Origin of the sequence: Thalassospira sp. UBA4513 (genome assembly GCF_002388495.1) — a bacterium.
GTDB classification, from domain to species: Bacteria; Pseudomonadota; Alphaproteobacteria; order Rhodospirillales; family Thalassospiraceae; genus Thalassospira; species Thalassospira tepidiphila.
The window spans coordinates 195,570-214,098 of sequence record NZ_DGMR01000032.1; the positions used below are offsets into that span (position 1 = coordinate 195,570).

Below are 18,529 nucleotides of genomic sequence, written 5' to 3' on the forward strand. Positions count from 1 at the left end.
TTGCCCAACCTTGCGCGATAGGATTTGTCAATATTGTTTGTGCGGGACAAACCTGATACTTTCCGCCTTTCTGGTCCGGCATGTGCCTTCAAATAGGTGTATGTCACGCCGATTGAATCATTTCTGATCAAGCGTTTAAGAGGTCACGGCCTTTGTCCACCAAAGAGACCAATCCCGAGAACCGCGATATCTTCCCGGTTTCCATCGAACAAGAAATGCGCCGCAGCTACCTCGATTACGCGATGAGCGTGATCGTCAGCCGCGCACTGCCTGACGTCCGAGACGGTTTGAAGCCGGTACATCGTCGTATTCTGTACGCCATGCACGAGAACGGGTTTGAATATAACAAGCCGTTCCGCAAATCGGCCCGTGTGGTCGGGGACGTGATGGGTAAATATCACCCGCACGGCGACAGCGCGATTTACGATGCCATGGTCCGTATGGCGCAGAATTTCTCCATGCGCCTGCAACTGATTGACGGGCAGGGCAACTTCGGGTCCATGGATGGCGACAAGGCCGCCGCCATGCGTTACACCGAGGCCCGCATGGCCAAGGCCGCGCACTTCCTTTTGGATGATATCGACAAGGATACGATTGATTTCCGCGATAACTATGACGAAACCACCAAGGAACCGTCCGTTATCCCGGCCCGTTTCCCCAACATGCTGGTCAATGGTGCCGGTGGTATTGCGGTTGGTATGGCAACCAACATTCCGCCGCACAACCTGGGTGAAGTCATTGATGGCTGCATGGCCTATGTCGATGATCCCAATATTTCCGTCGAAGGTCTGATGGAATTTGTCCATGGTCCGGATTTCCCGACCGGTGGCCTTATTCTTGGTCGTTCGGGCATCCATTCGGCATTCAAGACCGGCCGTGGTTCTGTCGTCATGCGGGCACGTACCCATGTCGAGGAAATCCGTGCCAACCGCGAAGCCATCATCGTGACCGAAGTTCCCTATCAGGTGAACAAGGCCACCCTGATGGAAAAGATCGCCGAACTGGTCCGCGACAAGAAGCTTGAAGGCATTTCCGATCTGCGTGACGAGTCTGACCGTTCGGGCGTTCGCATGGTGATCGAGCTTAAGCGTGATGCCAATGCCGATGTGGTTCTGAACCAGCTGTTCCGCTTTACCGCGCTTCAGACCTCGTTTGGTGTCAACATGCTGGCGCTGAACCGTGGCAAGCCGGAACTGATGAACCTGAAGGAAATCATTCAGGCCTTCGTCGAATTCCGCGAAGAAGTCATTACCCGCCGGACCATCCACCTTCTGAAAAAGGCGCGTGATCGTGCCCATGTCGTGGTGGGTCTGGGTATTGCGGTATCGAATATCGACGAAGTCATCAAACTGATCCGTAATGCAGCCGATCCGACTGTTGCGCGTGAACAGCTGATGGAACGTGATTGGGCGGCGGGCGATATTGTTCCGCTGATCGAACTGATTGCCGATCCGAACCAGGTTGGTTCGACCGATGGCATGTATCGCCTGTCCGAAGCACAGGCACGTGCGATCCTTGAGCTGCGTCTGCATCGCCTGACCGGTCTCGAACGCGACAAGATCGCGGGCGAATTGACCGAGTTGGGTGAGAAGATCAAGGACTTCCTTGATATCCTTGCCTCGCGTGAGCGCAAGCTGACCATCCTCAAGGATGAACTGACCGAAATGCGCAATGAATTCGCCGACCCGCGTCGTAGCGAAATTCAGGAAGCAGAATTCGAACATGACATCGAAGACCTGATTGCCCGTGAAGACATGGTCGTGACCGTGTCGCACAGCGGCTATATCCAGCGTGTTCCGCTGTCGACCTATCGCGCACAGCGTCGCGGTGGTAAAGGCCGTTCGGGCATGGCAACCCGCGAGGAAGATTTCGTTTCCAAGCTGTTTGTTGCCAATACCCATACCCCGGTTCTGTTCTTCAGCTCGGAGGGGATGGTCTATAAGATGAAGGTCTGGCGCCTGCCGATGGGTACGCCGCAATCACGCGGCAAGGCGCTTGTGAACCTGTTGCCGCTGTCAGAAGGTGAATATATCACCACGGTCCTGCCGCTTCCCGATGAGGAAGAATGGCCGAATCTGCATGTGATGTTTGCCACCTCGACCGGTAACGTCCGCCGTAACAGCCTTGCCGATTTCGTGAATGTGAAATCAAACGGCAAGATCGCCATGAAGCTTGAAGAAGAACGTGGTGACAAGCTGATTGCGGTTCAGACCTGTACCGATGATGACGACATCCTTCTGACAACCCGTCAGGGCAAGTGCATTCGTTTCCGTGTCAGTGACGTGCGCGTCTTTACCGGCCGTAATTCGGTTGGTGTGCGTGGCATCCGTCTGGCCGATCAGGACGAAGTCATCGCGATGTCGGTGCTGTTTGGCAACCATGTTTCGATGGAAGAGCGCGGTGAATACCTCTCGATCACCGGCAAGTTGCGTCGCGAGGAAATCACGGCTGATAACCTTCCGCTCGAACTGCTGTCCGAAGAACGCTATCAGGAAATTCTCAGTGGCGATCAGATGATCCTGTCGGTCACTGAAAACGGTTATGGCAAACGGACGTCTGCCTACGAATATCGCGTGACCGGCCGTGGTGGTCAGGGCTTTGCCAATATCGAGATGTCGGAACGTAACGGTAATGTTGCTGCCTCCTTCGTGATCGAAGAAGGTGACGAGCTGATGATGGTCACCAATGGTGGCAAGGTCATCCGTATGCCGACCCATGACATCCGTATTGCCGGGCGTAAGACCCAGGGTGTGACGCTGTTCCGTACTGCCGAAGACGAACAGGTCGTCGCAGTCGAACGTCTGTCAAACCTTGGTGATGAAGATGATGAGATCATCGATGGCGAGGAAGGTGTGATCGAGGGTGCCGAAGGTGCCGTTGAAACCGCCGACCAGGCCCCGGAAGCATCTGATGAAGATGCGGCTGAGGCACCGGCATCTGATGAAGCGGACCGCGACGAATAACGGGAAGTTCGATGACTGAAACGTCTTCTACCGTATCGCGTATCGGGATTTATCCGGGCACCTTTGATCCGGTAACCCAGGGGCATATGGATATCATTCGTCGTGCGACCCGGATCGTCGATCAACTGATTGTCGGCGTTGCGATCAACGCCGGCAAAGGTCCGATGTTCGGGGTCGATGAACGCTGTGCACTGGTTGAAGGTGCGCTCAAGGCTGCGGGCGGTGAAGTTGCCGCCCGTACCTCAGTTAAGCCATTTTCATCGCTTCTGATGCAGTTTGCCCAGGAAAACGGATCCAGCACGATTATCCGTGGTCTTCGGGCGGTATCGGACTTTGAGTATGAATTCCAGATGGCCGGGATGAACGCCCGGCTATCGCCGGAAGTTGAAACCGTCTTTTTGATGGCATCGGACAAACAACAGTTTGTCTCTTCGCGTTTCGTGAAGGAAATCGCCCGTCTGGGCGGGAATGTCACTGAATTTGTGCCGGCAAACGTGCTGAAACGGCTGCACGAAAAGCTGGCAGAAGAAAAGGAATAACGCAGGCCATGCGTCTTTTTCGTCTATTTTCAATTATCGCTCTCGTACTAGGATTTATCACCATGTCCAATGGAAACGACGCTGTCGCTCAGGATCTGGAAAACACGCTTTATCTTGACCTGAAAGATGGCCGCGTTGTGATCCAGCTTCGCCCGGATCTGGCACCGAAACATGTTGCCCGGATCAAGGAACTCACCCGTGAAGGCTTTTACGATGGGTTGAAATTCCATCGTGTGATCGAAGGTTTCATGGCGCAGACCGGTGATCCCAAAGGCAATGGAACCGGTGGTTCCGGCCAGAAACTTGATGCCGAATTTTCCAACGAACGTCACGTTCGCGGCACCGTTTCCATGGCCCGTTCGGCCAATCCGAACAGTGCGGACTCCCAGTTCTTCATCGTCTTTGCCGATGCACCGCATCTTGATGGCCAGTACACCATCTGGGGCGAAGTGACTGAGGGCATGGAATATGTCGATATGATCAAAAAGGGTGCCCCTTGGGCCAATGGCAGCGTTGCCGACCCGGATCAGATCGTCAAAATGCAGGTTGCTGCCGACGCGCAATAATCGCGATATTTGAACTATTGCAACCGAAAGCCGTCCCTTCATGGGGCGGCTTTCGCGTTTTTGGGGCTGAATGCGCAAAAAGAGCCAAAATATGGAAAACAGGTGTTGACCGATGCCGCCTGTGCCATTAAAACGCGCTTCACCAACCTTGAGGGCCCGTAGCTCAGTTGGTAGAGCAACTGACTTTTAATCAGTTGGCCACAGGTTCGAATCCTGTCGGGCTCACCAATAAGCCCCTGAAACCCAACCGGTTTCGGGGGCTTTTTATTTGCTATTTTTTCTTACCTGCAATTGGGGTTGGTTTACCCTTTCTTGTTCGAGCATTGGTGTGCGTTCGTTGTCCTCTCGTGGGTAAACTTTTTCGGTGACGCAGGCCCCGGTAACAGCCTATATCCATCAGGCGTTTGATGCGCGTAGCTGTTTTACGTCGGAGGTCACCCTCAACCAAAAAGTTATCAGCGATTAAGGTGACGATTGTGCGGAACTGCTGAGTTGTAAGATCCCTAAACTTTACATGTTCCTCGATATTCGCACATTTGCAGAGGGCGCGTGCGCTGGTTATTCCGATACCCGCGATTCGTGTTAATGCGTAAACTGTTTTCTTACTTTCAGGTAAATCAACACCTGCAATTCTTTTACTCGCTCTGACATTATTTTTTACATGTTCACTATCATCGAGGTCTTGGAGTACGTTGGAGGTATCTAAGTGTATGCCGAGATATTTGTACCGTTTAACAAGTTCGAAGTTGTTGTCGCTCATAGCACGTGAAATCGGGCAGGCAAAGGCATGCTGTTCATTCGAAGAAACTATTAAGCCAATTACCTCGTTCTTCTCTGTTTCTTGATTGAAAAATGTTACCGGAGCGCCTGTGTCACCATCGGAAATGGGGGGGGCGTTGTCGGCTAACTTTATTGCAAACAATCCTTTTACGATGACTTCTTCTTTTTTTCCTTTGGCGGTGACACCAACGGTGAGATTAATGCCAGCGATTCTTGCCTCTGACCTTTTCTCTTGTCCGTTTTTGCGCCAGACTTCGACTGTGCTAAAAATTGCCTCCTCTGGGGAATGATGCCCCTCAATAAATCGCTGTGAATTTAGTTGGTTTACCATGGGCTGTGATGGTGGGTAATAGATCGGCACTACCATCTGTTCACTTCGAATTGTGGCTTCCGATTGAATGCTGGGGTTCTTCACCATAGCTAGCTCAAGAGAGGCTGTTAGTTTATAGGTTGCATTGCTGCTTATTTCTTGAACGATTAAGCCTGCTGTAACGCCAAGATTACTGGTGACTTCCTTGGGTTCTCGTTCACCGGGGGAATGAAATGATGTCATTATTTGTCCTCCTCGGTTCGCGAAATGCTATGTGGAAAGTCTCCGACATGTACTTCGATGCCGAACAAAGAGTTGGGAAGCCTCGATTTATCGATTTTCGATGGAGTCTGAGGGCTGACTATGAATTTTCTATCAGCAAAGGTGTTTAAATCGTGCTCACGATAAAAATAGTCTGCTGCTTTTCCTAGGCGCGTTTGGATATAGTGCGGATCTTTCTTGCTAAGAGTAAATTTGAATAGGTTGGAAAACTCCGGGAGCTGTATTCCATCGTACTCTATCCAATCAGAGAATATTTTTTGCCTTCGGATGAATTGTTCTAGAAGTGTTTTGTCTTTTATTGCGGATTTTATGGGGTACTCAGATGTTGGTCCGTGTCGAACTATTATTTTGTAGTCAGATAGATCTATTTTATTTTTTTCACTGGAAAAAGTGGCCTTGTACTTTCCTGTCAGTGTTTTTTTTATTGAAGTTTTTCCTTTAATATAGCGAATTTTGTTTTTCATTAATGAATGAGCGAACATCAGTTTATGAATAGGAGCTGCAGAAAAGTTAAAACCGTTTTCTGTGGTGCCACCTACAATGATATTTCTCTCTATATCATCGAAATATGATGATCCTAGTATTGAGTTTAAGTCATCTCCGGCGTCTGTAATGACACGCTTGTACCCTTCGTTATATATTTCGTCTATTTTGTACTCAGTTTCTAAATCTTGTTTTTTACTTGTATTGTCTTTTCCGGCATCTGCAATCTCAAACGCTCTATCCTCAATGTTCTTTATATCTTCATCAAGGCGTATGTCTTCCATAAGTCTTATTACTCTCAGGCAAAGTTTTCCTGAGTCGAAATCTTTGTGTATAAGCCGAAATAAATCTATTAGTCCACCGTCACCTGTGCCACTAAAAAAATAGTTAATGTTGTCATCATGTATTTCGTTTGAAAATGAGTCGGGTGACCAGTATGGAACAGATATTGCTGGCGGAAAAACCTCTTCAACACCAAAACCAGTACAAAAGATAGCTACATCGAATGTTGCTTCGTTAAACTCTTTATTATGAATATATATTGTATACAAATCATCTTTAGATTTCTTGATGCCTGTGAATAAATGAAATGGTCTAAAATTTATCCTCTTTTGGTAACTTTTCCATTCGTTTAAAAGGTGGTTTGACACGGTCGAAGCATTTGCTTCCACCCAATCAAAAATTGGAAAGTTAGTGCTCTCACTTAATCGCATCTCTGGCCAGAAGTTCACTGTCGGATGGAGATAACGATGCTGCGCATGCTTTTGGATAGTAAAAGGATCCCCCATTTTCTCGAAAAGCCAAACTTTTGCTCCGCATGATCTAGCTGCGACAGCTGCTGTTAGGCCTGATAAGCCAGCTCCAATTACAGCAACGCGGGCTTTCTCATGAATCGTATTTGTTCCTTGGAGTGCGGCGACTATCGAAAGGGCTCGCATTTGCTGTGATGCGAAGCTAACTCGACGACCGAATGGTCCTACAGAGTAAGCCCTTCCCAGACGAGGCAATGATGCTTGACTTAGTATTCGTCTGTACCTAGCGTTATCTGCGATTGTGTCCATTTAGTGTTTCCCCAAGGTCCCTGTGTGTTTAGTGTGCTGCAAACATGCAGGTATACATACACTGTATATCAAAAACCTTATGCAACCGTAAATTGGTTTTTGTGCATGGTTCTTGTTGCCAGCGTTAGGTCAATGCCATGAAAACAATAGCTTAAGAGGTAAGCTGGATTGGCGGAGGGTGAAACATAGGTAAAAAGGACCATTTGCATAAAAAGAGGGGTTGACCGATGCCGCCAGTCCCATTAAAACGCCGCTCACCAACGTTGAGGGCCCGTAGCTCAGTTGGTAGAGCAACTGACTTTTAATCAGTTGGCCACAGGTTCGAATCCTGTCGGGCTCACCAATTCAAAACCCCCGGAACCCAGAAGTTCCGGGGGTTTTGCATATCCGGCTTTTGCCATCATATTTCCCATCGCAATTCCCGATCGATCACGCAAACCCTGTCCCGCCCTGAATGACCTGCTCGGTGCAGGGGATCAGCATGAAAATGTATTTTGGCCTGTTGGTTGCGATTGCATCGCAATTCTATTTCCTGTAAAGAATGCAAATCAGTTTCAAACGCACCAGAGCAGGACGTCTGGTGGTGATCAATTTTGTGATCGGGAAAGTTACATGTCTGACCCTGTGAATTCATCAGCCGCATCTTCGGATGCGCAAACGCCGCTTTCTTCCGATGGCGCACTCGTCCCGGTGGGGGCTGACTCTGCGACCGGAACTCTCAATGCGGACGGTTCTGTCATGGTGGACCCCAATACCGGGCTTGCCATCGATGCAACGGCAACGACCCAGTCGACCGGTATGCTGGATGGCTTTGTTGGCCTTCCGGTGATTGAACAGGTCGACCGGGCCGGCGTGGTCGGCTGGGTGCTGGCCGCGATGGCGCTGATCGGGCTGATGGTATTCTTTTATAAGCTGGTCGGGTTCCTGCGCCGTGGTGTTTTTGCCGACGGCTTTGTAAAGGATGTCGAACGTCATCTGTCATCGGGTGACGAACAGCAGGCGGCCGAAATTCTGGCACGCCGTCGCCATCCGGCCGCGCGTATTGCGCTGTCGGGCATGATGCTTCCGGTAAGTTCGTCTGAGGAACGCGAAGCGGCATCGGATCTGATTGCTTCGCGTGCGCGCAAGGAAATTGATGGTCTCAATGGTGGTCTGCGGATCATGTCGGCCATTGCCGTGCTAAGCCCGCTGTTGGGCCTTCTGGGTACGGTCATGGGCATGATCGAGGCCTTCCAGCGCATGGAAGGGGCAGGCAGCCGTATTGATCCCTCTGTGCTGTCTGGCGGTATCTGGCTGGCACTTCTGACAACCGCAATCGGCCTTGTAGTCGCGATCCCGGCAACCGCGTTTCATATGTGGATGCAGGGCGTGATTGGCCGTGCCGCCGCCACGATGGAAGATGTTTGTACGCTGGTGGTCAATCGCGGTGAACTGGCCCGCAAGACGCTTAGCCGCGCATCAAACATTTCCGAACTGCGCCACGCCGCCGAATAAAACCCGTTTCCGAAAGTCGCCCCATGCAGCTGCGCGAACGCAACAGCGGTTCTTCACCGATGATCGGTCTGACCCCGCTGATTGATGTTGTCTTTATCCTGCTGATCTTCTTCATGCTGGCTTCAAGCTTCCTTGACTGGAAGGGCTTTGAGATGTCGGTCAGCATTACCGATGGTCGCGCCACCAGCCAAAGCGATACCCGACCGGTCACGGTCGAAGTCGATGTGAATGGTGGCCTGTCGATCAATGGCAATGCGATTGCGCTGTCCAATCTGGCACCGACGCTTTTGCGCGATCATGACGGATCACCGGTGCGCCTGCGGCCGATCAACGGTGCCAATCTGCAGCGACTGGTCGAAGTCATGGATACGCTGGGCCGCGGCGGTGTTACGGATGTGGAGTTCATTGAATGAAACGCCGCATCCAGATTGCAGAGGACGGACCGGTTCTGGAACCGATGCTGCCTTTGATCAACATCGTCTTCCTGCTTTTGATCTTTTTCATGATCGCCGGAAGCCTGCAAAAACTTGGACCCTTTGAAGTTGACCCGCCTGCCAGCCAGACGGCCGAAGGCCAACCGGAAGACACCATTGTTCTGTGGTTTGGCAGCAATGGTGAAATCGGGATTGATGATCTGACGGGGGGCCTTGATCGCCTGTCGTCGATGCTGCCAGCCGATTATATCGGCCGTCCGGTTGAAATCCGGGCCGACCGCGAAGTCGAAGGGGCCAAGGTGGTGACCCTTTTGGCGCGCCTTCAGGAACTTGGCATCGAAAAGGTTCAATTGATGACGGCCATGCAGCCGGGTCAGGAATAGCATGTCCAAACGCGTTGATCTTTTGATTGCGACCGGGCTGACCGGTCTTGTCCTGACTGGCGGGATCGTCCTTGCCATGCCCGACCCGCAGCCATCGGGCTGGGGCGGAGCCGGTGCCGTACAAAGTATCAGCATCTCGCTGGGGGCCGGGCAGGCCGAAACAGGCGAGGCCGAAACCGATACTCAAAGTGCCGACGCGGTCGACAGCATGGCGGCCGAAGTGCCCGAAGAAATCGTTGAACCGGATCCGGAACAGGAAGCCCAGCCTGAACCGATCCCAGAGGAAGTGGTCGAGACGGAGCCAGAGCCTGAACCGGAAGTTCTCCCGGAACCGGAGCCGGAAGTCGTCGAGCAACAGCCTGAACCCATCCCTGAACCAGAACCAGAACCGGTTATCGAACAAGTTGCCGAACCGGAGCCTGAACCTGTGCCCGAGCCGGTTGTCGAACAGCAGCTGGCAGAGGTCCTGCCGGTGCGCATGAAGCCCAAACCACCCCTAGAGCAGGCAGAGGCCCCAAAGCCGACCAAGGCGCCAGAGCCGGTCGCAAAAGCCGCCCAGCCAACGCCACAGCCCTCCGGGCTGACCAACTCTGTCAAGTCAGAGGGCACGACGGGTGAAACCACCCAAAGTCAGGCGGCCAGTTCATCGGCTGGTAGTGGTGGTGGTGCGGCAAGCCAGGCCAAGATGGTTGATTATCAGGCATCGGTTCTTCAAACACTGGCGCGTTACCGCGAATATCCCGAACGCGCCATGCGTCGACGGATCGAGGGCGAAAATCGTATTCGCCTTGTCATTGCGCGCGATGGCACGGTGCTTGAGGCCAGTATGGTCAGTTCAAGCGGATCAAGCATCCTTGATCGTGAAACCGAACGCCTGATCGAACGGGTGCGGAAATTCCCGCCATTCCCCGATGAGATGACCGAACAACAAGTCGTCTGGACCGTGCCGGTCGCCTATCAGCTTCACTAGAATGACAAACGCCAGCCCATGAAGGCTGGCGTTTTCGTTTGCGTAAGGCGCGTTTAGGCATCAGGCGTTTCGCCGTCCTCCCAGTGATAATCAAGTGGTGCCTCGCGCCAGGCGAATTTGTCGAGATGGACGATAATCACACCCTTCATGCTCTCGATACCCTCGGGCTTGTGTGACTGCCCGTCAAAGGTCAGTCGGTCCTCATGGGCGGTAATGACGCACGGCCCCATGGGAAATGCCACATTGCCGGTGGTTTCGCCCAGATCGACTTCGACCTTGTGGGCGAAATGCTTGCACAGCTGGACAAGATACTTGGCGGCCTTATCGGTTTTGACCGATCCCTTTGTGGTAAACATCTGGCGATCTCTCTGTTTGTGTTTGCGGGGCTGGGTCGGTTTATGGCGACGGCGCGTCGTTCAGGCCGATCCAGTACACGCCATTCAGATCAACCGCCTGAAAGTGCTCGAAAAATGTTGCCAGTTCGGCGTCGGGATCAAGGTCGGCATAGATGTCGGGATGGAGCCACTTTGCCATCGCCTGCAGGGCAAACACATTGATCGGATTGTTATAAATGTGATGCCAGACGGAATAGACCTTCCTGTTTTTGACAGCACTCAGAAGCGGCAGGCCGGTCCGTTCCATACTGCGTGCCAAGGACGCACGTGCCTGATCGGCATTTGTCTTTGCACCCAGAACAATGCGCCGCGCATTTGTTTCCGCATCCAGCCCGGACGATCCGATGGCCGTGGTGATATAGACGTCCGGGTCGGTGAAGATCACCTGTTCGACCGATATCTGGCTGATTACGCCGGGAACGGTATCGGCAAAGATGTTTTTACCACCAGCCAGGGTAACGAACTTGCCGATCATCTCGTTGCCCATGGCTTCGCAGCAGTTCTCGGCAAGGCCGACACGGCTTTCAAGGAAGACACTGGGTTTTTCGGTTGTCTCTGTGGCGCGTGAGGTCACCTTTCGAAGGTTCTCCTCATAGAATTTCACAAAGGCTTCTGCCTGTTCTTCCTTGCCCATCAGCTTGCCGAGAAGACGGATGCTTTTGGGGGTGTTTTCAAACGGCTTGGCCCGAAAATCGATCATCGCCACCGGGATATCTGCCGCCCCCATGACTGACAGAACTTCGTGGCTGGTGGAACCGGGCCCATGGCCGCCCGACATGCCGAAAATTGCCACGTCGGGTTCGACTGTCACGGCCTTTTCAACAGAAAACGTTTCTTCGTTCTGACGACCAACCAGCGGAATATCATCAATCTCGGGAAATTTTTCGCGATATTGCGCAAAGGATGCCGGATCAAGCGATTTGAAGTCGCCCATCATTCCGGCAATCCAGCGCACCGGATTTTCCGGATCGAGAATACCGATGGACGGCAGGAAACGCCCTTCGCCAAGGATCATGTGTTTGACCGGCACCTCGACGGTGACTTCACGTCCGGCAATATCAGTTAGTGTGACCGTTTCACCAGCGGACGCGTTTGCACTCCAGATCAGTGTCGCCGCAGCAAGGGCAAGAAGATTGCGAATTTTCATGTCAGGTTATCCTGAAGGTTTGTCTTTTCGTGCATTTCAAACGCCAAAACGGGCAGCACCTGATGTGCTACCCATTTCGGTTTGAAGTGTGTTTCTTCGCGTCCTAGAAATCGACCTTCGCCGAAATCAGGAAAGTGCGTCCGGGTTCGTGGAACGGCTCGCTAATGCGCGTGCTGTCATAACCGGTTGTTGCGCGGTCGATGTAATCGCGATCAAGGATGTTCAGCGCGTCCACACGCAGGGTAACTGCATCGTTCAACACTCCGGGGACCCATTCGGCATAGAGATTGGCAACGAAGTAGCTATCGAGTTTTTCGTTGCCACGTTCTTCGGGGCTGTCATCGGCAAGGGCGAATTCCGCATTGCCGCCAACGCGCAGCCCATAGCTATCAAAGCTGTGACCGGCATCGAAGTTGAACATGTCACCCATGATGACGCCCTGATAGGAGGCCTCGGTGCTCAGCGGGACGCCGCCGTCGGTTTTGACGTTGGTGTGTGAGTAGGTCAGGCGCGCAAACCCCGGACCATAGGAATACATGGCAGACAGATTGACACCACGGGTATCGAGATCGACGGTCGAGTTACGCGTTGCACTGGACAGATCGTGGGATTCATCGATCAGGTTGTAGAAAAGGTTTCCATCCAGCGTCCAGTCATCAAGCGCAAGGCGCGAACCGACCTTTGCGTTATAGGACCGCGAAGGGGCAAAACCGTCATAATTCCAGTTGCCACTGAATTCATAAATTGCCGATTCACCAAGCGGGAGGCCACCAAACGTCGTCCCGGCACCACCATAGACCATCAGCTGTTCGGTCAGATCATATTCGGTGTTGGCATTGCCGCTTAGTCCGAATTCGGAAAAGTCTTCACCGGTCAGGCCTTCGAACCATTGCTGATCGGCACGGCCGCCGAACGACACGCGCCACTGATCGGTCAGGGACAGGCGAGCTTGCGAGAATGCGCCAATATCGGTCGAGGTTTCCGAATAGCTACCGTTGCGCGGGGATCGGTTGTGATATCCGGTTGCCTCATCGCGATAGAAATCAATCCCGGCGGTGATGACACCGTTATCGACTTCAAAATTGTTGGCGACCTTGCCGTTGATGGACTGGATATCGGATTTGACGTGATAGAAGTTCGCACCACCCTGAAGGGCCGGAATGTTCAGAACCGTGCGGCTGTATGCCAGACTGAATTCCGGATCGAACTGGCCAGACGGCATTTCATCGACATAGCTCACCCCAACCGACGTATCGCGATAGGACAGCCATTGTGGCGCTGCGCCGTTGGCCAGAACCGCATAGTTCGGGCGGGACGGGCGGACACCTTCATCTTCAAGATGGCTGGCAAACGCTTCGAAACGGCCACCGTCATTGCCGGTAAAGGCAAACTTGCCCAGTCCGCTTTCGCTGCCATCGGCGGTGCCAATCGCCTCATCACCGTCGCCGTCTTTGTAATTGCCCTGATTGCTGTTTTTCAGATACGCCAGCGCTTCAAACCCGTCTGACTGTCCGGCAACGGTCAGCCATTCGGCAAAGCCCTTGGTGTTTGAGTTGTACTGCAACTTGCCCCAGCCACCGAACGTGTCACCGGCTTCAAGAACGTCCCGGGCATCACGGGTTTCATAAGACATCGATCCGCCCAAGGCATGTGGCCCGGCATCCGCCGGGGCGACACCGGATTCAACATTAACCGATTTCAGCATCGCCGGATCAATGATCGCTGTTCCGATATGGTGGAAGCTTGAATCTACCTGACGGGCGCCATCAACCTGAACGTTGAGCTTGGTATTCTCGATACCCTGCACATAGACCTTCTGAACGATGGCGGTCGGCCCGCCGACTTTAACCGACGCGTCCGATGAAAAGACATCCTTCATGGTCTGCGGGTTTTTGCGATCCAATTCTTCCTGGCCAATCGAAACGCCACCCGGAAGGCCCTGTGCCGATTTGGCCGATGCGGTGACTTCGAGGGGCTTGGTCACGGTTTCATCGTTGTTGGCCTGTTGGGCAAAGGTGATTGATGGCAAAACCGCAAGCGAAAAACCGGCAAGAACGGTTGTGCGCAAAAGGGCGCTGATCCGGGGCGACGAGGTTGGCGAGGGTGACTGTGGCATGTTCATTTCCTGAGAAATATAATTGCAAATGCGAATGATTGTGAATATTATTTTCGCAGGCGGGGATGCAACAGGAATGATGTTTGCCAAATCGCCGGACATGTTTGCGAAATCGTCAGCATGTCTTTGCAAAGGCCGTTCGGCGCCGATTGCATGTTCAAAGATGCTTTGTGACTTCAAAATGATGCAGGAGAGGTTTGTGGGGGTAACAGCACACCGGCAAATAACGCGGCGTGACTCTATTACCAGGAGCCATCTGGAAAAACGCGGCACCCTTATCCAGGAAACAGGCGAGCTCGGCAACGCCTTGGCAAGTCGCGGCGCGTTGATGAGCGGGCGCATGTCATTTAGCGATACGCAGTCGTTTCTTGATATTCACACATCTGACACGATGGAGATGAAGGATGCCATCGCCGACTATCATGTCGGGGCGGCGGTAAAGGTCGCCATTATGCTGAAGGGACGGCTGCAGGCCGAGTTTGACGGCGTGCCGGTTGACCTTGATGCGCGGGATCACCCGGTCGGCTTTATCTGGGCGGTGCCGCAGCCCTCGAAGGTCAGGCGTTATATCCACAAAGGCAGCGAAATCAGCAAGGTGATGATTTCGGCACAGTTTGACTGGGTCTTGCGCCAGCTTGGCAAGTCACCGGCCCGCTATCGTGAAATCGCCGATTTTTTCAATGCTGGCATTTCTGTGCGCAGCTGGCGGCCGTCACGCCGGGTACTCGCACTTGCTGATCAGTTGATCTATCCGCATGCAACGGATCCGCTTATGCGCGAGCTGTATGAAGAAAGCCGCGGGTTGGAGATTTTTGCCGAGGCACTATCCGCCATTCAGAACGGTAAGGACCAAACGGCAACGCTTGGCAAAAATTCCGGCCCGGATGCGCTAGATCGCCATCATCGTGCACAGGAAATCCGTGATTTCATTCTGGCCAGTGACCCGGAACAGCAAACCCTTCCGACCATTGCAGCCGCCATCGGGATCAGTGTCACCAGCATGCAGCGCATCTTCAAGGATGCCTATGGCATGACGGTAAAGGATTTCATCCGTGAAAGCCGCCTCGTCGCGGCCCGCGATGCCATGGAAAAGGACGGCCTGACGATTGCACAGGCCGCCTGGGCAGCGGGTTATAAAAGCCCGGCCAATTTCGCAACCGCCTTCAAGCGCGTCTTTGGTATCACACCGTCCGAGGCACGCGACCGCTAGCAACGGGCTTAAGCAGCACGGCCTCGGGGGTGAAGGCGGTGTTTGATCCTATGACGTCAGCTTCGTGATGAAGGCATCAACATCGGACCGCAGTTTTTCGGAATTCTGCTTAAGCATGCGTGAGACGTCCGAGACGTTTTGCGCCACCGTGCTGGTGCGTTGTGCGGTGCCATTGACGGTTTCCAGGCTGCCGTTCACATCGCGATTGGCCGAAGACACCGCGTTGATATTGCCACTGATTTCCGTGGTGGCGGCGGCCTGTTGTTCGACGGCTGCTGAGATGGCGGTAACGGAATCAACGATGTTGCTGATCTGGCCGGCGACCCCGTGAATTGCATTCACCGCGGCAACCGTGCTTTGCTGCACATTGTTGATCTGGGCGGTAATGTCACCGGTGGCCTTTGCGGTCTGATTGGCAAGGTTTTTGACCTCGCTTGCGACCACGGCAAAGCCTTTGCCCGCTTCGCCGGCACGGGCCGCCTCGATCGTGGCGTTCAGGGCCAGAAGGTTGGTTTGGCTCGCGATCTTGTCAATCAGGTCAACCACAGTGCCGATTTGCTCGGCGGCGGCATTGAGGGTTTCGATCGTGTCTGATGTTTGTTGTACAGACACTTCCACTTCGTTGGAAATTGTCGAGGCCCGCGAAACCTGGCTCGAGATTTCGCGAATGGAACTATCAAGTTCTTCCGCCGCACCGGCAACGGTGGTGGCATTATCGGCAGACAGTTCAGCAGCGCCACGGGCCTTTTCAACTTCGCCCTGGGTTTCTTGCATGCTGGCCAACAGGGTTTCAGATGCCTGTGACATGTCTTCGGCCGAGCTTGAAACAGCGGAAACAACCGTTCCGATGGTTTTTTCAAACTCGTCGGACATTTGCTGAAGTTTGTCGGCATAGGTCTTTTGCGTTTCTTCGTAATAGACCGTAATCGCCATTTCGACATCGATCAGCAGCGCATTGGTCGAGCCGATGATCATCAACGGCAGTTGTGAATCACGATTGAAATTTTTGCACAGCACGGCGGTGATTTCGCCAAGCATGAAGTTATAGGCCGAAACATATGCCTCGGGCGTCAGGCCAATGCGTTCGTGAGCCTTACCGATGCGGCGCACGTCGTCGTAAAAGGATTGATCGAATGCGCCGTCAAAAAGTTTGGCCCAGTGTTTGGCCTGGGCATTCTTCAGGCGATCAATGTTTGACGGATCACCGACAATTTTTGCCAGAGCCGCGTTATTCATCACCTTATGGTAAAACTGATCAAGCATGCCCGGCAGGTTTTTTTCAATCACGGGCCATGCGCGTTTGAGCTGTTTTATTTTAGGTTCGTCCAGTCCGATGAAGTCGAGACGGCTTTTAAGTTCAGGATGTACCACGTTTGATCCCCCGAGAAACAACAAGCAATGTGAACACTTAAAAGATGCTGTTTCTTTAAGTTGGACCTTGGTGGTCTAGTTTAACTATCCAAAAGGTTGGCATGATGCAATTTTATGTAATTAAAATACTGTTTCCATGTGTTAAATTGCGCGGATAAAGAGAAAAAACAGAAAAGATTTCTCATTTCCCGATCTGCTGCGTCATAGGGGTCCTTATACCATTGGTCGAATGGAGGCTCCTATGCCAATCAATGCCACGCAGCTTCGCACCCTTGTCGTCAAACCGGTTCTGGCGGCTCTTGGATTGCCTGCATCAGACGTCGCGGAAAACCTGATCATGGGTACAGCCGCCCATGAAAGTCATTTGGGAGATTATATTGAACAGGTCGGAGGTGGTCCGGCGCTGGGAATTTTCCAGATGGAACCGGCAACCCTGCATGATTGTTATGAAAACTATCTTGATTACCGGGCGGACCTCAAGGCCAAGGTGGACGGGTTTCTTGCCCCGCAACCAGCACAAGCAGACGGCACGCCCGACAAGGATGCACAACTGGCGACCAATCTGGCCTATGCCACGGCGCTTTGTCGCATTCGCTACTACCGGGCACCAGCCGCGATGCCGACCGATCCCAACGACGTCAACGGGCTGGCAGCCTATTGGAAGCAATATTACAACACGCCGCTTGGGGCGGGCACGGTTGAACAGTTCGTCGCCGATTACAATCGCTACCTTGGGTCGTAAGACACTGTTGGCGGACTGAAGGCCAGCATTCCGTAGCGGCAAGAAAAAATATTTCCTGATTTCGGCAAAAATAGTGGAAAAGGACAGTCGTTTTCGACAAAATTCCCCTCCGCAAGTTGGTGGTTGTGCAAAAAACCACCAAAACACAAGAATTTAAGGGGATCGGAATGAAACGTCGTCAGTTTCTAAAAGGGGCCGGACTGGGCGCGGGTGCGCTTGCTGCCTCGGTTGCAGCACCGGCTGTTGTATCCGCACAGGAAACGCTGAATTGGCGCATGGTAATGCCATGGCCAAAAGGAACCCCGGGACTTGGCACCAATGCCGAAAAGTTCGCCGCCATGGTCAAGGAGATGTCGGCTGGTCGCCTGAACATCACCATCTATGGTGCGGGTGAACTGGTGCCGCCGTTCGAATGCATGGATGCGGTCGAGCAGGGTGTCGCCGAAATGGCGCACGGTACCCCGTATTACTGGCAGGGCAAAAACCCGGCCCTTAACTTCTTCTCGACCATCCCGTTCGGTCTGACTGCGTGGGAGCTTTCAAGCTGGATCCGCTTTGGCGATGGTCAGAAGCTTTGGGAAGAAGCTTACGAAGAATTCAACGTTGTGCCGTTCTATGCCGGTAACTCTGGCATGCAGGCCGGTGGCTGGTTCAACAAGGAAATCAATTCGCTTGATGACCTTCAGGGCCTTAAAATGCGCTATGCCGGTCTTGGTGGCGAAGCCATGCGCCGTGCCGGTGCCAACGCGACCATGATCCCGCCGGGTGAAATCCTGCCGGCGATGCAGTCGGGCGCAATTGACGCGGCCGAATGGGTTGGCCCGTGGAACGATATGGCGTTTGGTTTGTATCAGGTTGCCAAATACTACTACACCCCGGCCTTCCACGAACCTGGCCCGGGTCTTGAGATCTTTGTTGGCAAGGACAAGTTTAACGCGCTGACACCGGATCTGCAGGCGATCATTCGCTTTGCCGCACAGGCGATTGCCGAAAACACGTTTGCCGACTTCACCTTTAACAACATCCAGTCCTATCAGCCGCTGATCGACAAGGGTGTCGAGGTACGTCAGTTCCCCGACGAAGTCATCATGGCGCTGGCCGAACATTCCAAGGCCGCTGTTGATGAAATTGCTGGCCAGAACGACCTCGCTGGCCGAATTGCTGCAAGCTACCTTGACCTGGTTAAGAAAGCTGCACGTTACGGCAAGGAATTCGAGGCAACCGGTCTGATGCACCGTGCAAAGGTCTGGGGCTACTAAGACCGGGCTAGATGTGAGCTTTCA

16 protein-coding genes and 2 tRNA genes are annotated in these 18,529 nt (G+C 53.1%); 12 read left to right on the plus strand and 6 right to left on the minus strand.

Annotated features, from left to right (window positions below; all coding sequences use genetic code 11):
• Positions 1–152 precede the first annotated feature (152 nt).
• The 4 genes from gyrA (at position 153) to B2T33_RS13705 (ending at position 4,296) form a co-directional block, all read left to right on the plus strand.
• Complete coding sequence (gyrA, locus tag B2T33_RS13690; RefSeq protein WP_286792333.1) at positions 153–2,963, plus strand: DNA gyrase subunit A; 2,811 nt, start codon at positions 153–155, stop codon at positions 2,961–2,963.
• 11 nt (positions 2,964–2,974) lie between these two features.
• Entirely contained in the window at positions 2,975–3,502 is a 528-nt protein-coding gene (gene coaD / locus B2T33_RS13695; protein WP_008890703.1) for a pantetheine-phosphate adenylyltransferase, read from the plus strand.
• A 62-nt stretch (positions 3,503–3,564) separates the two neighbouring features.
• Entirely contained in the window at positions 3,565–4,068 is a 504-nt protein-coding gene (locus B2T33_RS13700) for a peptidylprolyl isomerase (protein ID WP_063088087.1), read from the plus strand.
• Between the two features lie 152 nt (positions 4,069–4,220).
• Positions 4,221–4,296 (plus strand) — tRNA-Lys (locus B2T33_RS13705).
• A gap of 43 nt (positions 4,297–4,339) precedes the next feature.
• On the opposite strand, the gene rpsM is transcribed toward B2T33_RS13705, so the two are convergent.
• Both rpsM and B2T33_RS13715 read right to left on the minus strand, forming a co-directional pair.
• Positions 4,340–4,699: a 30S ribosomal protein S13 gene (rpsM, locus tag B2T33_RS13710; RefSeq protein ID WP_286792339.1), complete on the minus strand. Its 360-nt coding sequence runs from the start codon at positions 4,697–4,699 to the stop codon at positions 4,340–4,342.
• A gap of 701 nt (positions 4,700–5,400) precedes the next feature.
• Complete coding sequence (locus B2T33_RS13715; protein ID WP_286792334.1) at positions 5,401–6,984, minus strand: FAD-binding protein; 1,584 nt, start codon at positions 6,982–6,984, stop codon at positions 5,401–5,403.
• 267 nt (positions 6,985–7,251) lie between these two features.
• Here B2T33_RS13715 and B2T33_RS13720 point away from each other — a divergent pair.
• From B2T33_RS13720 to B2T33_RS13740, 5 genes are all read left to right on the plus strand, one after another.
• Positions 7,252–7,327 (plus strand) — tRNA-Lys (locus tag B2T33_RS13720).
• Positions 7,328–7,596: 269 nt separating this feature from the next.
• Complete coding sequence (locus B2T33_RS13725) at positions 7,597–8,478, plus strand: MotA/TolQ/ExbB proton channel family protein (RefSeq protein ID WP_286792335.1); 882 nt, start codon at positions 7,597–7,599, stop codon at positions 8,476–8,478.
• A gap of 23 nt (positions 8,479–8,501) precedes the next feature.
• Positions 8,502–8,891, plus strand: coding sequence for an ExbD/TolR family protein (locus tag B2T33_RS13730; RefSeq protein WP_120226299.1), 390 nt, complete (start codon positions 8,502–8,504; stop codon positions 8,889–8,891).
• On the plus strand, positions 8,888–9,295 hold the full coding sequence (locus B2T33_RS13735) for an ExbD/TolR family protein (RefSeq protein ID WP_286792336.1): 408 nt from the start codon (positions 8,888–8,890) through the stop codon (positions 9,293–9,295). The genes B2T33_RS13730 and B2T33_RS13735 overlap by 4 nt, the downstream gene beginning before the upstream one ends.
• A 1-nt stretch (position 9,296) precedes the next feature.
• Positions 9,297–10,265: an energy transducer TonB gene (locus B2T33_RS13740; protein WP_286792337.1), complete on the plus strand. Its 969-nt coding sequence runs from the start codon at positions 9,297–9,299 to the stop codon at positions 10,263–10,265.
• Positions 10,266–10,318: 53 nt separating this feature from the next.
• Here B2T33_RS13740 and B2T33_RS13745 read toward each other — a convergent pair whose 3' ends face one another.
• The 3 genes from B2T33_RS13745 to B2T33_RS13755 form a co-directional block, all read right to left on the minus strand.
• Entirely contained in the window at positions 10,319–10,621 is a 303-nt protein-coding gene (locus B2T33_RS13745; protein ID WP_064790820.1) for a DUF2218 domain-containing protein, read from the minus strand.
• A gap of 40 nt (positions 10,622–10,661) precedes the next feature.
• Positions 10,662–11,807, minus strand: coding sequence for an ABC transporter substrate-binding protein (locus B2T33_RS13750; RefSeq protein ID WP_197147282.1), 1,146 nt, complete (start codon positions 11,805–11,807; stop codon positions 10,662–10,664).
• A gap of 103 nt (positions 11,808–11,910) precedes the next feature.
• Positions 11,911–13,923: a TonB-dependent receptor domain-containing protein gene (locus B2T33_RS13755; RefSeq protein WP_197147283.1), complete on the minus strand. Its 2,013-nt coding sequence runs from the start codon at positions 13,921–13,923 to the stop codon at positions 11,911–11,913.
• A 340-nt stretch (positions 13,924–14,263) separates the two neighbouring features.
• Here B2T33_RS13755 and B2T33_RS13760 point away from each other — a divergent pair, with 340 nt between their 5' ends.
• Positions 14,264–15,133, plus strand: a complete 870-nt coding sequence (locus B2T33_RS13760; RefSeq protein WP_252724101.1) for a helix-turn-helix transcriptional regulator — start codon at positions 14,264–14,266, stop codon at positions 15,131–15,133.
• 48 nt (positions 15,134–15,181) lie between these two features.
• Here B2T33_RS13760 and B2T33_RS13765 read toward each other — a convergent pair whose 3' ends face one another.
• Positions 15,182–16,504, minus strand: a complete 1,323-nt coding sequence (locus B2T33_RS13765; protein ID WP_197147285.1) for a globin-coupled sensor protein — start codon at positions 16,502–16,504, stop codon at positions 15,182–15,184.
• Between the two features lie 241 nt (positions 16,505–16,745).
• Here B2T33_RS13765 and B2T33_RS13770 point away from each other — a divergent pair, with 241 nt between their 5' ends.
• Together B2T33_RS13770 and B2T33_RS13775 are read left to right on the plus strand one after the other, a co-directional pair.
• Positions 16,746–17,246, plus strand: coding sequence for a hypothetical protein (locus B2T33_RS13770; RefSeq protein ID WP_064782520.1), 501 nt, complete (start codon positions 16,746–16,748; stop codon positions 17,244–17,246).
• A 167-nt stretch (positions 17,247–17,413) separates the two neighbouring features.
• Positions 17,414–18,505: a TRAP transporter substrate-binding protein gene (locus tag B2T33_RS13775; RefSeq protein ID WP_197147286.1), complete on the plus strand. Its 1,092-nt coding sequence runs from the start codon at positions 17,414–17,416 to the stop codon at positions 18,503–18,505.
• Positions 18,506–18,529 lie beyond the last annotated feature (24 nt).

Excerpts from the sequence above, each read along its gene's own strand:
- coaD (WP_008890703.1), top strand. The coding sequence starts at position 2,975 with ATGACTGAAACGTCTTCTACCGTATCGCGTATCGGGATTTATCCGGGC.
- B2T33_RS13700 (WP_063088087.1), top strand. The coding sequence starts at position 3,565 with ATGTCCAATGGAAACGACGCTGTCGCTCAGGATCTGGAAAACACGCTT.
- B2T33_RS13715 (WP_286792334.1), bottom strand. The coding sequence starts at position 6,984 with ATGGACACAATCGCAGATAACGCTAGGTACAGACGAATACTAAGTCAA.
- B2T33_RS13725 (WP_286792335.1), top strand. The coding sequence starts at position 7,597 with ATGTCTGACCCTGTGAATTCATCAGCCGCATCTTCGGATGCGCAAACG.
- B2T33_RS13730 (WP_120226299.1), top strand. The coding sequence starts at position 8,502 with ATGCAGCTGCGCGAACGCAACAGCGGTTCTTCACCGATGATCGGTCTG.
- B2T33_RS13735 (WP_286792336.1), top strand. The coding sequence starts at position 8,888 with ATGAAACGCCGCATCCAGATTGCAGAGGACGGACCGGTTCTGGAACCG.
- B2T33_RS13740 (WP_286792337.1), top strand. The coding sequence starts at position 9,297 with ATGTCCAAACGCGTTGATCTTTTGATTGCGACCGGGCTGACCGGTCTT.
- B2T33_RS13745 (WP_064790820.1), bottom strand. The coding sequence starts at position 10,621 with ATGTTTACCACAAAGGGATCGGTCAAAACCGATAAGGCCGCCAAGTAT.
- B2T33_RS13750 (WP_197147282.1), bottom strand. The coding sequence starts at position 11,807 with ATGAAAATTCGCAATCTTCTTGCCCTTGCTGCGGCGACACTGATCTGG.
- B2T33_RS13755 (WP_197147283.1), bottom strand. The coding sequence starts at position 13,923 with ATGCCACAGTCACCCTCGCCAACCTCGTCGCCCCGGATCAGCGCCCTT.
- B2T33_RS13760 (WP_252724101.1), top strand. The coding sequence starts at position 14,264 with ATGTCATTTAGCGATACGCAGTCGTTTCTTGATATTCACACATCTGAC.
- B2T33_RS13770 (WP_064782520.1), top strand. The coding sequence starts at position 16,746 with ATGCCAATCAATGCCACGCAGCTTCGCACCCTTGTCGTCAAACCGGTT.
- B2T33_RS13775 (WP_197147286.1), top strand. The coding sequence starts at position 17,414 with ATGAAACGTCGTCAGTTTCTAAAAGGGGCCGGACTGGGCGCGGGTGCG.